Annotated in this window: 15 protein-coding genes; 7 read left to right on the top strand and 8 right to left on the bottom strand. The window is 64.7% G+C overall.

Translation table 11 applies throughout. The features are described from left to right. The first annotated feature begins 100 nt into the window (after nucleotides 1–100). The 5 genes from purL (at nucleotide 101) to grxD (ending at nucleotide 4038) form a co-directional block, all read left to right on the top strand. Entirely contained in the window at nucleotides 101–2266 is a 2166-nt protein-coding gene (gene purL / locus ACSQ76_RS09860; RefSeq protein WP_437156436.1) for a phosphoribosylformylglycinamidine synthase subunit PurL, read from the top strand. A gap of 202 nt (nucleotides 2267–2468) precedes the next feature. After that, complete coding sequence (locus ACSQ76_RS09855) at nucleotides 2469–3017, top strand: hypothetical protein (protein WP_437156435.1); 549 nt, start codon at nucleotides 2469–2471, stop codon at nucleotides 3015–3017. Between the two features lie 178 nt (nucleotides 3018–3195). Continuing rightward, nucleotides 3196–3438: a BolA/IbaG family iron-sulfur metabolism protein gene (locus tag ACSQ76_RS09850; RefSeq protein WP_057793905.1), complete on the top strand. Its 243-nt coding sequence runs from the start codon at nucleotides 3196–3198 to the stop codon at nucleotides 3436–3438. Nucleotides 3439–3442: 4 nt separating this feature from the next. Continuing rightward, entirely contained in the window at nucleotides 3443–3679 is a 237-nt protein-coding gene (locus tag ACSQ76_RS09845) for a hypothetical protein (RefSeq protein ID WP_306130300.1), read from the top strand. After that, the gene (grxD, locus tag ACSQ76_RS09840; protein WP_306130299.1) at nucleotides 3676–4038 is read left to right on the top strand and encodes a Grx4 family monothiol glutaredoxin; all 363 of its coding nucleotides are present in this window, start codon (nucleotides 3676–3678) and stop codon (nucleotides 4036–4038) included. The genes ACSQ76_RS09845 and grxD overlap by 4 nt, the downstream gene beginning before the upstream one ends. Nucleotides 4039–4211: 173 nt before the next feature. On the opposite strand, the gene ACSQ76_RS09835 is transcribed toward grxD, so the two are convergent. The 7 genes from ACSQ76_RS09835 to ACSQ76_RS09805 form a co-directional block, all read right to left on the bottom strand. Continuing rightward, nucleotides 4212–6005, bottom strand: a complete 1794-nt coding sequence (locus ACSQ76_RS09835; protein ID WP_437156434.1) for a TRAP transporter permease — start codon at nucleotides 6003–6005, stop codon at nucleotides 4212–4214. Between the two features lie 4 nt (nucleotides 6006–6009). Continuing rightward, nucleotides 6010–6963: a TAXI family TRAP transporter solute-binding subunit gene (locus ACSQ76_RS09830; protein ID WP_437156433.1), complete on the bottom strand. Its 954-nt coding sequence runs from the start codon at nucleotides 6961–6963 to the stop codon at nucleotides 6010–6012. A 58-nt stretch (nucleotides 6964–7021) separates the two neighbouring features. Beyond that, nucleotides 7022–8356: a type III glutamate--ammonia ligase gene (gene glnT / locus ACSQ76_RS09825; RefSeq protein WP_437156432.1), complete on the bottom strand. Its 1335-nt coding sequence runs from the start codon at nucleotides 8354–8356 to the stop codon at nucleotides 7022–7024. Nucleotides 8357–8398: 42 nt separating this feature from the next. Next, nucleotides 8399–9736 carry an FMN-binding glutamate synthase family protein gene (locus ACSQ76_RS09820; RefSeq protein ID WP_437156431.1) on the bottom strand — a complete coding sequence of 446 codons (1338 nt, stop codon included), beginning with the start codon at nucleotides 9734–9736 and terminating at the stop codon, nucleotides 8399–8401. 12 nt (nucleotides 9737–9748) lie between these two features. After that, on the bottom strand, nucleotides 9749–10420 hold the full coding sequence (locus ACSQ76_RS09815; protein WP_437156430.1) for a protein GlxC: 672 nt from the start codon (nucleotides 10418–10420) through the stop codon (nucleotides 9749–9751). A 1-nt stretch (nucleotide 10421) separates the two neighbouring features. Further along, a complete protein-coding gene (locus tag ACSQ76_RS09810; protein WP_437156429.1) occupies nucleotides 10422–11315 on the bottom strand; it encodes a class II glutamine amidotransferase in 894 nt (297 codons plus the stop codon). 87 nt (nucleotides 11316–11402) lie between these two features. Then, nucleotides 11403–12035, bottom strand: a complete 633-nt coding sequence (locus ACSQ76_RS09805; RefSeq protein WP_306130292.1) for a helix-turn-helix domain-containing protein — start codon at nucleotides 12033–12035, stop codon at nucleotides 11403–11405. Between the two features lie 198 nt (nucleotides 12036–12233). Between ACSQ76_RS09805 and ACSQ76_RS09800 the strand changes: the two genes are divergently transcribed. Further along, nucleotides 12234–12359, top strand: a complete 126-nt coding sequence (locus tag ACSQ76_RS09800) for a hypothetical protein (RefSeq protein WP_306130291.1) — start codon at nucleotides 12234–12236, stop codon at nucleotides 12357–12359. Between the two features lie 70 nt (nucleotides 12360–12429). Here ACSQ76_RS09800 and ndk read toward each other — a convergent pair whose 3' ends face one another. Continuing rightward, a complete protein-coding gene (gene ndk, locus ACSQ76_RS09795; RefSeq protein WP_057793921.1) occupies nucleotides 12430–12852 on the bottom strand; it encodes a nucleoside-diphosphate kinase in 423 nt (140 codons plus the stop codon). A 133-nt stretch (nucleotides 12853–12985) separates the two neighbouring features. On the opposite strand from ndk, the gene abc-f reads away from it, so the two are divergent. Continuing rightward, complete coding sequence (gene abc-f / locus ACSQ76_RS09790; RefSeq protein ID WP_437156428.1) at nucleotides 12986–14842, top strand: ribosomal protection-like ABC-F family protein; 1857 nt, start codon at nucleotides 12986–12988, stop codon at nucleotides 14840–14842. Nucleotide 14843 lies beyond the last annotated feature (1 nt).

The raw sequence follows: 14843 nt of genomic DNA, 5'->3' as shown, positions 1-14843 counted from the left end.
CAAGGCCCGTGCCGCGCAACGCGCCGCACCCCTTCCCCCCGCCGCGCGCATGGCCTAATAGGGGCGCCATCTGCACCGCACCTTGGGGGACATGTTTCACATGCAGGAACCGGCCATCACGTCCGAACTGATCGCGGCCCACGGGCTGAAGCCCGAAGAGTACGACCGTATCCTCGAAATCATCGGCCGCGAGCCGACGTTTACCGAACTCGGCATCTTCTCGGCCATGTGGAACGAGCATTGTTCCTACAAATCCTCCAAGAAATGGCTGCGCACCCTGCCCACCGACGGACCGCAGGTAATCTGCGGCCCGGGCGAGAATGCGGGCGTCGTCGATATCGGCGACGGTCAGGCCGTGGTCTTCAAGATGGAAAGCCACAACCACCCCTCGTACATCGAGCCCTACCAGGGCGCGGCCACCGGCGTCGGCGGCATACTGCGCGACGTCTTTACCATGGGCGCACGCCCCATCGCCTCGATGAACTCGCTCAGCTTCGGCGAGGTCGCCCACCCCAAGACCCGCCAGCTGGTGCATGGCGTGGTCGAGGGCATCGGCGGCTACGGCAACTGCTTCGGCGTGCCCTGCGCGGGCGGCGAGGTGCGCTTTGACCCCGCCTATAACGGCAACTGCCTCGTCAACGCCTTCGCGGCGGGCCTCGCGGACGCCGACAAGATCTTCTACTCGGCAGCTTCCGGCATCGGCATGCCCGTCGTGTACCTCGGCGCGAAAACCGGCCGCGACGGCGTCGGCGGCGCCACCATGGCCTCGGCCGAATTCGACGAGACCATCGAGGAAAAGCGCCCCACCGTGCAGGTCGGCGACCCCTTCACCGAGAAACGCCTGATGGAGGCCACGCTGGAGCTGATGGCCACCGGCGCCGTCATCTCGATCCAGGACATGGGAGCGGCGGGCCTCACCTGTTCCGCGGTCGAAATGGGCGACAAGGGCGGTCTCGGCGTGAAACTCAACCTCGACGCCGTGCCGCAGCGCGAGGCGAACATGACCGCCTACGAGATGATGCTGTCCGAATCCCAGGAACGCATGCTCATGGTCCTGCGCCCGGAAAAAGAGGCCGAAGCCCGCGCCGTATTCGAGAAATGGGACCTCGACTTCGCCATCGTTGGCGAGACCATTGCCGAGGACCGGTTCCTGATCATGCATAAAGGCGAGGTCATGGCCGACCTGCCCCTCGCCACCCTCTCAGGCAGCGCGCCGGAATACGACCGCCCTTGGGAAGAGCCTGAAACGCCCGAGGCGCTCGACGATGCGAACGTGCCCAATGTCGATCCCGTCGACGGGCTGAAGGCCCTCATCGGCTCGGTGAACTATTGCGCCAAGCAGTGGGTCTATGAACAATACGACACGATGGTGATGGCCGACAGCGCCCGCACGCCCGGCCAAGGCGCCGGCCTCATCCGCGTGCACGGCACGGACAAGCACCTCGCCTTCACCTCCGACGTGACCCCCCGCTACGTCAAGGCGAACCCTTTCGAGGGCGGCAAACAGGCCGTGGCCGAGGCCTATCGCAATCTCACGGCACTTGGCGCCGTGCCGCTTGCCACGACCGACAACCTCAACTTCGGCAACCCGGAAAAGCCCGCGATCATGGGCCAGTTCGTCATGGCCATCAAGGGCATCGGCGAGGCCGTCGCGGCGCTCGACATGCCCATCGTGTCGGGCAACGTCTCGCTCTACAACGAGACCGACGGCAGCGCCATCCTGCCCACCCCCACCATCGGCGCGGTGGGCTTGATCCGCGACCCCGAGTCCGCCATCACCGGCCAGGCCCGCGACGGCCACGTGGCCCTGCTGGTTGGGGAGACCACCGGCCACCTGGGCCAGTCGGCACTTCTGGCAGAGGTCTACAACCGCGTCGAAGGCGACGCGCCACCCGTCGATCTGGCCGCCGAAAAGCGAAACGGCGACTTCATCCGCGCCAATGCGCAGTACATCAAGGCCTGCACCGACCTCTCCGACGGCGGCCTCGCACTGGCGGCCTTCGAGATGGCCGAAGCGGCCGGCGTCGGAATCTGCCTCGACAGCGACGACACGGCGACCCTCTTCGGCGAGGACCAGGCCCGCTACCTCGTGGCCTGCAACTTCGACCAGGCCGAGGCGCTGATGATCGCCGCAGGCCAGGCCGGCGTGCCGATCCAAAGCGTGGGCCGCTTCACGGGCAGCGATGTGCAGATGGGCCGCTCCAGCGCCCCGCTGGACGAGCTCGCCGCGATCTATCGCGGCACCTTCGGCGACACCTTCGCCTGACACCCCATAGGGCGGGGTTTCACCCTGCCTCGCCGCCCCGGACTTGATCCGGGGCCTCGGCCCCCAAGAGGTCCCGGATCAAGTCCGGGACGCGTCGCACAGAACACGCCGCTCTCGGCCTATCACGTTTGCGTCGGGGACGTTGGCGGACCCGCCGTCCCCTGCCATTCTTTTGGACGCCATTTTCCGAAAGGTCCCGCTCATGTTCCGCCTGCCCCTGATCCTCGCCCTCGTCACGCTGCCCCTAATGGCCCCCGCGCAGAACAGCGAAACGCCCGCACCGGATATCCCGGCCGAGGCGCCCATGACGCTCGATCGGCTGGACACGATCCTGAAATCGCTGGACGAGAATGCCCGAACCGACGGCCGCGTTTGGCAAATGACCATCGTCGATACCCCCGTGCTGATCATCACCGATCCCGACAATGACCGGATGCGCGCCCTGTCCCCGGTGGCCGATCTCGAAGACGTGCAGATCGACACGCTTCAGCGGATGATGCAGGCCAATTTCGACACCGCACTCGACGCCCGCTATGCCATCGCCAAGGACATGGTCTGGTCCACCTACATCCACCCGCTCCGCCCGCTGGAAAAGGATCAGCTGATCTCGGGCCTGGGCCAGGTGGTCAACCTCGTTCAGACCTACGGCACGCTTTACACCGGCGGCGCGATGCAGTTCGGCGGCGGCGACAGCGGCGCCTTGCAGCGCGACCTCATCGACGAGCTTCTGAAAAAGGGCGAGGAACTCTGACGCGGCGCGCACCCGCCCCACACCGTAGGGCGGGGTTTCACCCCGCCTCCCCGCCGCAATGCCGGGATGAATTCCCGGCCTACCCTGCCACGGACGACATCGCCGGAAACCGCGTCCGTCGCTTGCATCCCGGCCCTGCCCTCTCTACATCAGGGACAGACACCAAGGAGACGCGCACATGCCCATGCAAGTCCAGGAAATCGAGGATCTGATCCGCGAGACCTTCCCAGACGCCAAGATCACCATCACCGATCTGGCCGGCGACGGGAACCATTACGCGGCCGAGGTCATCGACGAAAGCTTCCGGGGCAAGAACCGTGTCCAGCAGCAGCGCGCCGTCTATGCCGCGCTCAAGGGCAAGATGGACGGCCCCTCCGGCGACCTGCACGCCCTGGCCCTGACCACCAAGGCCCCGGACTGAAACGATGAGCTGGACGCTGATCATCCTCCTGGTCCTCGTTGCCGCCGCCATCGCTGCGGTCGCCATCGTGGGCCAGCGCAAATCCCCCGGCAAGCGCGGCAGCGAACCGGGGACCGGGATGCACGTCCTTGAATCCGACTATCAATCCGGCATGGGCGGCGGCAACGTCCGGCGGTGGGAAATCCCCCGCGATCCGCAAGCCTACGCCAAACTCTTTGCACCGAAGGACACCGACAAATGAGCGACCCGAAGACGCAGATCGAAGAAACCGTGAAAGCCAATGACGTGGTGCTGTACATGAAGGGCACCAAGACCATGCCGCAATGCGGGTTCTCGTCCCGCGTGGCCGGCGTGCTGAACTACATGGGCGTCGAGTATACGGATGTGAACGTGCTGTCCGATGACGGCATCCGGCAGGGCATCAAGGACTATTCCGACTGGCCCACCATCCCGCAACTCTACGTGAAGGGCGAATTCGTCGGCGGCTGCGACATCATCACCGAGATGACGCTCTCGGGCGAGCTCGACACGCTGTTCGAGCAGAACGGCGTCTCCTACGACAAGGACGCCGCCGACAAGATCCGCGAAGCCAACGGCTGAGCGAATCTAAATCCGGTCATTTAAGACGCGGTCCCCGGTCGGGGCCGCGTTTTTCTTTGCAAATGCTTAACGGCGCGCGGTCGGTTCATCCGGGTCTTCGGACAGCGACACCGTCGCGATACCACCCAAATACCGACGCAATACCGACGTGGGTTTTTGACCCCGATTCGCCGTTAAGACATTGGCCACAGGATCAAGAACAGCCCCGCCGCGAACGCCGCCCCCCGCAACGGCCAGCCCTTTTTCAGCACCAGCGACAGGCTGACCAGCGCCAGCCCCGCCCCCACCTTGACCATCGACAATACCGCCCATCCCGGCACCTCGGCCAACGCCGTGATGCCGGGGTTCGCCACCATGCCCAAGGGGATCAGGTACAGCCCTACACCCAGCGTCATCGCCGTCAGTGCGACCCGCAGCCAGTTCTCTCCGATCATGCCAGCGGCAATGAATACCGCCCCGCAGACGGGCGGCGTGATGGTCGACAAAAGCGCGTACCAGAAGACGAAAAGATGTGCCTGAAGCGGCGCCATCCCCAGCTCGATCAGCGCCGGCCCGGCGACGGAAACGCAGATCACATAGGCCGCCGTTGTCGGCACCTCCATTCCCAAAATCAAACAGGCAAAGGCGGTCAGCAGCAGCGATGGCCACAGCATCCCGCCCGAGGCCGACAGGATCAGCGAGGTGATCTTGACCCCCAGCCCGGTGACGCCCAGCACCCCGATCACCAATGAGGCACAAAAGATGATCGCCCCGATCAGCGCCACCTGCCGCGCCGCCGTCATCAACGCCGTCTCGGCCCGCGCCAGCGCCCGCGACAGGTTCACCCGCAGGTCCGACCCCAACAAGAGCAGCGCCGCCCCGGCAAAGATCGACAGGCACGCGGCGTATTGCGGCGTCACCCGCATCACGAACATGCCCCACAGCAGGACCGCGAAAGGCACAAGGAAAAACCCTGAAGTCACAAGCACATCGCGCCGTGCGGGCCGGTCCGCATCCGCCAGCCCCCGCAGATCGAACCGCGCCGCGTAGCCGTCGATGCCCACCCAGACGGCCCAGAAATACAAGAGCGCCGGCAGCGCCGCAGCGGCCATGACGCCGGTGTATGGCACCCCCGTCAGCTCGACCATGACGAAGGCTCCTGCCCCCATCAGCGGCGGCATGATCTGCCCGCCCGAGGACGCCACCGCCTCCACCGCCCCGGCGATCCGCTTGGGGTATCCCAGCTTCTCCATCGCCGGCAGCGTCACCGCCCCGGTCGAGGCCACGTTGGCCGAGGCCGAGCCCGAGATCGAACCGAAAAGCGCCGAACTCAGCACCGAGACCTTCGCCGCCCCGCCCCGCAGACGCCCCGCAGCGGCGGCGGCCACGTTCATGAAGCCCTGTCCCGCCTCGCCGGCGTTCAGCACCGCGCCGAAGATGACGAAGATCGCCACCACGTTCACCGAAACCTGCGTCAACGAGCCCCAAAGCGCGCCTTCGGCAATGGTCAGCGTTCCGAAAAAGCTCTCGATCGGCGTACCCGAATGGCCGAAACGCCCCGGGATGTGTTGCCCGAAGAGGCCGTAGAGCAGCGCAATGGCGGCCACCAGCGGCAGGGGCCAGCCGATGGCACGCCGCGCTGCTTCCAGCACCACGAGGATCAGCACGGCGGCGATGGCCACCTGCCCCTGTCCTTCCAGAAACCCGTACTGGTCGCCCAGCATGTCGCGGTTAAGAACGACCCACAGCGCCGCGCCCACGCCAAGTGCGGCCAGCACGTATCCGCTATGGCGCATCAGCCCCGCCTGCCCCCAGACCAGTACCCAGGGCAGCACGAAAACCAGGTGCATCGGGCGGCTCACGAGGTTCGGCACCAGCCCCCAGAACACCAGCCCGATATGAAACACCACCGAGGCCAGCGCCAGGCCAAGCCAGAAAAGCCGCGCAGGACCGGCCTGCGCGGCGGGATCGGGGGTCGTCAGGCTCACGTGGTCACTTCTGGGCGTCGGTCAGGGCGATGCCTGCCTCTTCGTAATAGCGCACGGCGCCGGGATGGATCTGGCCGGTGATGTTCTCCATCAGGGCCTCGTCCACGCCGTTCCACCACGCCGAGGAGTCCGCCAGCTTGGCCTTGCTCTCCCAATAGGTCTTGGTCAGCTGATAGGCGGTCTCGTCATCCATCTTGGTGGTCGTATAGGCCGCCACCGGCAGCGAGGTCGTCACGATATCCTCGTCCTGCCCGGCATAAGTGCCCGCAGGGATCACCAGCTTGGTGCGCCCGGTCTCGGCAATCTGATCGTCGCTCATCGACAGCACCGTCACCCCGGTCGAGGCCGCGGCCTCCACCACGTTGGGCGCGGGCCACGAACCCGCCGTCACGAACCCGTCGATCTGCCCGTTCTGCATGGCCGGCACCGCGTTCGACAGTTCAACATCGGCGATCTCGACCTTGTCAGCCAGTCCGAAGAGGTCGAGATACTTCTCGCCCTCCGTCGCACCGAAACTGCCCTTGCCCAGCAGGATCGTCTTGCCTTCGAGGTCCGCCAGCGTCGTGGCGCCGCTCTCCTCGGACATGACGAAATGCATGGTCAGCGACGGGATCGGAAAGAGTGCGCGGATATCGTCGAAGGCCGGGTCGCCCTTGCCCTCGAACATCGCCTTGCCACCCTGCGCCAGGCTGACCAGAACGGGGGGCGTGGTGAACACGTAATCACCGCCGCGCGCCCGCACCTCCATCACGTTCTGAACCGATCCCTGGCTTTCCTCGACGGTCACGCTGATCTCGCCGTCCGAGGCCTCCTGCATGGCCTCGGCGATCTGCACGCCCATCTGGTAATAGGACGAGGCCGACTTGGCCGATTTGTAGGTGACGCGCGTCTCGGCGGCGGCCGGCAGCGCCAGCATGGAACCGGCCAGGACGGCGGCGGTCAGGCGATGAAACTTCATGGTAATCCTCCCATTGTCATGGGCGCATTTATGCCTGCGCCCGTGAAAGGGTCAATGGTCAGATATCCAGCGTATGGTCCTTTTCCCATTGGCTGAAATGCGCCATGTAGGAATCCCATTCCTGCCGCTTCATCTTCAGGAAGGCCGACGAGAACGCCTCGCCCAGCATCGCCTTCAACTCGCGGTCCTTGTCGTAAAGACGCATGGCATCCAGCATGTTCAACGGCAGTTTAGGCGCGCCCCGCACCTTGTAGCCCTCGGCATACATGTCGATGTCATACCGCTTGCCCGGATCCGCCTTGGACCGGATCCCGCTGAGGCCCGCCGCGATGATCACGGCCTGCAACAGGTACGGGTTCGCCGCCCCGTCCGCCAACCGTAGCTCGAACCGCCCCGGCCCCGGCACCCGCACCATGTGTGTGCGATTGTTGCCGGTCCACGTCACCGTGTTGGGCGCCCAGGTGGCCCCCGACGTCGTGCGCGGCGCGTTGATCCGCTTGTAGCTGTTCACGGTCGGATTGGTGATCGCCGCCATGGCGCTGGCGTGCTTCATGATCCCGCCCAGGAAATGCGCGCCGCGCTCGGACAGGCCCAGCTCTGCGGTCGGGCTGCCCTCGGCGGTGTCGGTGGCGAATACGTTGGTCTTGGCCTTCGCGCCCGGTGCGTCCCAGACCGAGATATGCACATGCGCGCCGTTGCCCGTCAGCCCCTCGACGGGCTTGGGCATGAAGGTGGCGCGAAAGCCGTGTTTTTCCGCCACCGACTTGGTCATGAACTTGAAGAACGAATGCCGGTCGGCGGTCACCAACGCGTCGTCGAACTCCCAGTTCATCTCGAACTGGCCGTTGGCGTCCTCGTGGTCGTTCTGATACGGGCCCCAGCCCAGATCCAGCATGTAGTCGCAGATCTCGCGCACCACGTCATAGCGCCGCATCACCGCCTGCTGGTCATAACACGGCTTCTCGGCGGTATCGAACTCATCCGACAGCGCATTGCCGTCCGGCGTCAGCAGGAAATACTCCGCCTCCACACCCGTTTTGACGTGCAGACCTTCCTCGGCGGCCTCGTCGATCAGGCGGCGCAGCACGTTGCGGGGTGCTTGCGCCACGTCCTCGTCTTCCATCACCGGGTTGCCGGCCACCCACGCCACTTCGGGCTTCCACGGCAGTTGAATGACCGACTCCGGGTCCGGTACGGCCAGCATGTCGGGATGCGCCGGCGTCATGTCCAGCCACGTGGCAAAGCCCGCGAACCCCGCGCCATCCTCCTGCATGTCGGCAATCGCCTGCGCTGGCACCAGCTTGGCGCGTTGCCCGCCAAACAGGTCCGTGAAGGAAATCATGAAGTACTTTACGCCGTTCTTGTCGGCAAATTTCGCCAGGTCCGTGGCCATTGTCGTCTCCCCGTTTCTTGTCGTTGTTGATTATTGTCGCGATTACATACCGCCCTGTCCGGGAATCCAAGAGGTTCCCGCCAGAGGCACCCGCGCCATCGCGGCGGCCTCCACGGTAAGGGCTTGTAAATCTTCCGGCTCCAGGTTGTGCACGTGGTTCTTGCCGCAGGCACGGGCCAGCGTCTGTGCTTCCAGCGTCAGAACCTTGAGGTAGTTGTTCAACCGCCGGCCGGCCTCGACCGGGTCAAGGCGCTTCGACAATTCCGGGTCCTGGGTGGAAATGCCCGCCGGGTCGCGGCCTTCGTGCCAGTCGTCATAGGCCCCGGCGGTGGAGCCGAGCGCGTTGTACTCGGCCTCCCACTTGGGGTCGTTGTCACCGATGGCCACCATGGCCGCCGTTCCGATGCTGACCGCGTCCGCGCCAAGCGCCAACGCCTTGGCGACGTCCGCGCCGGTGCGGATGCCGCCCGAGACGATCAGCTGCACCTTGCGGTGCATGCCCAGTTCCTGCAGCGCGGCTACGGCCTCGCGGATACACGCCAATGTCGGGATGCCGACATGCTCGATAAAGACGTCCTGCGTGGCCGCCGTGCCGCCCTGCATGCCGTCGATCACCACCACGTCCGCCCCGGCCTTCACCGCCAGCGTCGTGTCGAAGAACGGGCGCGCCGCGCCCACCTTGACGTAGATCGGTTTTTCCCAGCCCGTGATCTCGCGCAGCTCGAGGATCTTGATTTCCAGATCATCAGGGCCGGTCCAGTCCGGGTGCCGACAGGCCGAGCGCTGGTCGATCCCCTTGGGCAGCGTGCGCATCTCGGCCACACGGTCCGAGATTTTCTGACCCAACAGCATCCCGCCGCCGCCGGGCTTGGCGCCCTGGCCGACCACGACCTCAATGGCATCCGCCTTGCGCAGGTCAACCGGGTTCATCCCGTAGCGACTCGGAAGATATTGATACACAAGCGTTTTCGACTGCCCGCGCTCTTCGGGCGTCATCCCGCCATCGCCCGTGGTGGTCGAGGTCCCGGCCATCGACGCCCCGCGCCCCAGTGCCTCTTTCGCCTGCGCCGACAGCGCGCCGAAACTCATGCCGGCGATGGTGATCGGGATCTTCAGCTCGATCGGCTTCTTGGCATAGCGCGACCCCAGCACCACGTTCGTGCCACACCGCTCGCGATACCCTTCCAGCGGATAGCGCGACATCGACGCGCCCAGAAACACCAGGTCGTCGAAATGCGGCACCTTTCGCTTTGCCCCGCCGCCTCGGATATCGTAGATGCCGGTCGCCGCCGCGCGCCGGATCTCGGCATTAACATCGGGGGTGAACGTGTTGGAATATCTCGGCAAAGTCCGCGGAGCGGATTTTTGATTTTCGCTCATGGGTCCGTCTCCTCAATAGGCATTGTCGACTTTGAAATTGTAGAGCTTGCGGGCCGAGCCGTAGCGTTTGAACTCGGACGGATCGGCGTCGATCCCGGCCTTGTCCAGCAGTTCGGTCAGCTTTTCGAAATGCTCGGGCCGCATCTCCTTTTCGATGCAGTCAGCCCCAAGGCTTTTGACACTGCCCCGCACGAACAGCTTGGCCTCGTAGATCGAGTCGCCAAGCGCGTCGCCCGCATCGCCACAGACCACCAAGTGCCCCGCCTGTCCCATGAAGGCCGACATATGCCCCACATTGCCGCCCACAACGATGTCGATCCCCTTCATCGAGATCCCGCAGCGGGACGACGAATTGCCCTTGATCACAAGCAGTCCACCATGCCCGGTCGCCCCGGCATATTGGCTGGCGTCGCCCTCGACGATCACGGTGCCGCTCATCATGTTCTCGGCCACGCCGGGGCCGACATTGCCCGCCACCCGCACGGTCGCCTGTTGGTTCATGCCCGCGCAGTAGTATCCGGTCGACCCCTTCACGGTCACATCCAGTGGCGCGTCCAGACCCACCGCGATGGCATGGCTGCCACGCGGGTTCACCACTTCCCAGCCGGTCTCGTTGCCGCTGGCCCCTTGCAGCGCGGCGTTCAGCCCGCGCAGCCCGTCCGCTTCCAAATCGTAAGTCTGCATCTCAGTGGCTCCAGAAATAAACGGTGGCGGGTTCGGGTTCCCACACGCGGGCATCCTCGATGCCCGGAAGGTTCACCAACGCGCGATACTCGCTGCCGAAGGCCACGTATTGGTCGGTTTCAGCCATCACGGCCGGTTTGCAGGCGATGGGGTCCCGCACGACACCAAAGCCGTCCTTGGTGCCCACGACGAACGTGTAGAAGCCGTCGAGATCCGCCAGCCCCGCCTCCAGCGCCCCTCCAAGCGTATGACCCTGCAGCATCTTCCAGGTCAGATAGGCCGCGGCCACCTCGGTGTCGTTCTGAGTCTCGACCTCGATGCCCTCGCGCGCCAGCTGCCGGCGCAGCGCATTGTGATTGCTGAGCGAGCCGTTATGTACGAGACACTGATCCGCGCCCGTGGAAAACGGGTGCGCCCCCAGTGTGGTGACCGCGCTTTCCGTGGCCATGCGGGTGTGCCCGATGCCGTGGCTACCGGTCAGCTTGGGAATGTCGAACCGTTTCGCCACGTCCCCCGGCAGGCCGACTTCCTTGTAGATCTCGATGATGTCGCCTGCGCTCATCACACGGATATCCGGGCGCAGCCGCTTGATCGCCTGCCGCGCCGCCGACAGCTTGTCCTGCGGCAGGTTCAGTACCGCATGAGTGTCGATCACCCTTTGCTCGATGGTCGCGCCAACCTCGTTGCCGATCTCCTCGGCCAGTCCTTCGAACTGGCTCGGCTCGGCGGCCTGAAGCGTCAGCTTCGCCTGCCCGTCCCGATCCGTGCCGTAAACCGCTATGCCGGCGCTATCGGGCCCGCGGTCGGACATCGTGATCAGCATTTCAGTCAGCATTTCACCCAAGCGAGGCTCGAGCGTCTTGTCCTTCAGGAACAGTCCAACGATTCCACACATTCCGATGTCTCCTAATGCTCAGGAGACGCTATTACGACCTACGGAAATATGCAATAGGGGGAATTAAATATTCTTGATAGGAATATTCTACCGATCGCCCTGCGGGTACGAGATCACTGACAGATATCGGATCGGCAGGCGCAAAAGCTGGTCCGGACCATGCGGCGCGTCGGCATCGAAGAACAGGCTGTCTCCGGGCCGCAAATGAAAGCTCTGCTCGCCATGGCGGTATCCCACCTCGCCCTCCAGGATATAAAGAAGCTCGATCCCCTCATGCTGAAACGTGGGAAAGACGTCCGATTCCTCGTTCAGCGTGATCAGATAGGGCTCCACCACGACGCCACTGTTGTTGGCGCCGATATGGCCCAGAAGGTTGTATTGGTGCCCGGCTCGCGTTCCGGCACGTTCCATCTCCACCGCCTCGCCCGCCTTGACGTGCACGACCTCGCGCCGTTCCTCGAACCGGCGAAAGAACGCGGTGATCGGCACACTGAGCGCCGCCGAAAGCGCCTGCAACGTGGTCAGGGAGGACGACGTGACCCCGTTCTCGATCTTGGACAGCATCCCGACCGAAAGGCCGGTCACGTCCGACAGATCCGAGACGGTCATGCCGCGGGTCTTGCGGAACTCGCGCACCGCCCGCCCGATGGCGGTTTCCAGATTCATGTCCTGGTGTTCACGAACCTTGTGCGGGTCCTGGTTGAGCTTGCCTTGGGCCATGATACGCGCGCTTTTCTCGTTTCGAAACTTACCCTTGCACGGTGTCAGCCCGGATTGCGATATAAAAATCCGAGCAGCACGCCACATTCCCGCCACATTTCCGCCCAATTCCTGACAGCCTTTGCCGACACCCTGACCGGATAACTTGGCGCCGGTCGGCGCTGTTCGGCCGGCCTGACCTCAAAAAGGAGCAGGCACATGGCAACGACCCCCGACCTTCCCCGCAAGTCGCAGACACCCGCCCCGACGCCGCGCAGCACGGCAACGCAAGAAGCGAAGGTGATCGTGTCCAGGCAGGTCTTCAACGACTTCGCCGCGATCTGAAACGTCTCGCGCAAACGAAAACGGCGCGCCCCGAAGACCGCGCCGTTCCGAAAATTCTGTCTCAGCGCAATCAGCCGACCAGTTCCAGGCCCGAGAAGAAATAGGCGATTTCCACCGCCGCCGTCTCCGGCGCGTCGGACCCGTGGACCGAGTTCTCGCCGACCGATTCCGCGAATTCCGCGCGGATCGTGCCCGGCGCCGCATCGGCGGGGTTCGTGGCACCCATCACTTCGCGGTTCTTGGCAATCGCGCCTTCGCCTTCCAGCACCTGCACGACAACCGGCTCGGACGCCATGAATTCGCACAGTTCGTCGTAGAACGGACGCTCGGAATGCACGGCATAGAACACGCCGGCTTGCGCCTTGGAAAGGTGAATCCGCTTCTGCGCGATGATGCGCAGGCCGGCATCCTCGAACTTGGCGTTGATCTTGCCGGTCAGGTTGCGTTTGGTGGCATCGGGTTTGATGATGCTGAGCGTGCGTTCGACAGCCATTGGAGCCTCTTTTCGTAAATAGTCATGGCGCAAACCCCATGCCTGCGCCGTCATTCGGCGCCCCGATAGCATGGGGGTGCGTGATTGAAAAGCTGCGATTGACGGCGCCGGCGCGATACGGCATGCGGTGCGCATGTTGCGTCTTGATAACATGAGTTTCTCGGTCGCCGGCCGCCCCCTGATCGAGGGCGCGTCGGCCGTTATCCCTGCCGGCCACAAGGTCGGGCTGGTGGGCCGCAACGGCACCGGCAAGACCACGCTCTTTCGCATGATCCGGGGCGAGCTGCCGCTGGACACGGGCACGATCTCCATGCCCGAGCGCGCCCGCATCGGCGGCGTCGACCAGGAGGTGCCGGGCAACGACGTGTCGCTGATCGACACGGTCCTGGCCGCGGACACCGAACGCAGCGCGCTGATGGCAGAGGCCGAAACCTCGACCGACGGCACCCGCATCGCCGAGATCCAGACACGCCTGGCCGATATCGACGCCTGGAGCGCCGAGGCGCGCGCGGCCACCATCCTGAAGGGTCTTGGCTTCACCGACGAGGAACAGGCCCAGCCCTGTTCGGCCTTTTCGGGCGGCTGGCGGATGCGCGTGGCACTGGCCGCCGTGCTCTTCACCGCGCCCGATCTGCTGCTCTTGGACGAGCCCACGAACTATCTCGACCTCGAAGGCGCGCTCTGGCTGGAAAGCTACCTCGCGCGCTATCCGCATACCGTTCTGGTCATCAGCCACGACCGTGGCCTTCTGAACCGTTCCGTGGGGTCGATCCTGCATCTGGAAGACCGCAAACTGACGCTCTACCAGGGCGGCTACGACACCTTTGCCGAAACCCGCGCCGCGCGGCTCGCCAATGCCGAGGCAGAGGCCAAGAAGCAGGAGGCCCGCCGCGCCCACCTGCAATCCTATGTCGACCGCTTCCGCTACAAGGCGGACAAGGCGAAACAGGCCCAGTCCCGCATCAAGGCGCTGGAAAAGATGAAGCCGATCTCGCGCCCGCAAGAGGCCGCGCTGCGCCGCTTCACCTTCCCCGAGCCCGACCAGCTGTCGCCACCGATCCTGCGGCTGGACAATGTGGCCACGGGCTATGACGGTGTGCCGGTATTGCAGCGCCTTTCGCTGCGCATCGACCAGGACGACCGGATCGCGCTTCTGGGGCGCAACGGCGAAGGGAAATCCACGCTTTCCAAGCTGTTATCGGGCAAACTTGAGGTGCTGGACGGAAAGAAGCACGCCGCCTCGAAGCTGCGCGTGGGTTACTTCGCGCAGCACCAGGTCGACGAGTTGCATCTCGACGAGAGCCCGCTCGATCACATCCGCCGCCTCTATCCCGATGACGGCCAGGCCAAGCTGCGCGCGCGGCTGGGCGGCTTCGGCATCCGCGCGGAACAGGCCGACACGAAGGTGGCCAAGCTGTCGGGCGGACAAAAGGCGCGGCTGTCGCTGATGCTGGCCACCACCGACGCGCCGCATATGCTGATCCTCGACGAGCCGACCAACCACCTCGATATCGAAAGCCGCGAGGCGTTGGTCGAGGCGCTCACGGATTACACCGGTGCGATCATCCTGGTCAGCCATGACATGCACCTGCTGCAATTGGTGGCCGACCGGCTGTGGCTGGTCAAGGACGGCACGGTCAAACCATACGAGGGCGACCTGCAGACCTATCGCGCTGCCCTGCTGGACCAGAAGCCTGCGAAAAAGGACGCGGCGGCGGAGAAACCTGCGCCGAAGCCCAAGCGCCCGTCCCGGGACGCCATTCTGGTCCTGCGGCAGGAGGTAAAAACCTGCGAGCAGCGCGTGGAAAAGCTGAACGTGATGCGCGACAAGATCGCCGCCAAACTGGCCGATCCCAAGATCTACGACGACGCCAAGGCAGACGACATGGAAGCGTGGCAGCGCAAGTATGCCGAGGTGATGGACGGGCTCGACCGGGCCGAGGCGCTTTGGCTGGCCGCGCTGGAACGGCTGGACGCGGCGGAAAACTGAA

It is taken from the genome of Roseovarius sp. B08, assembly GCF_051417955.1.
Lineage (GTDB): Bacteria > Pseudomonadota > Alphaproteobacteria > Rhodobacterales > Rhodobacteraceae > Roseovarius.
This window is presented reverse-complemented; position numbering and strand designations above follow the sequence as displayed.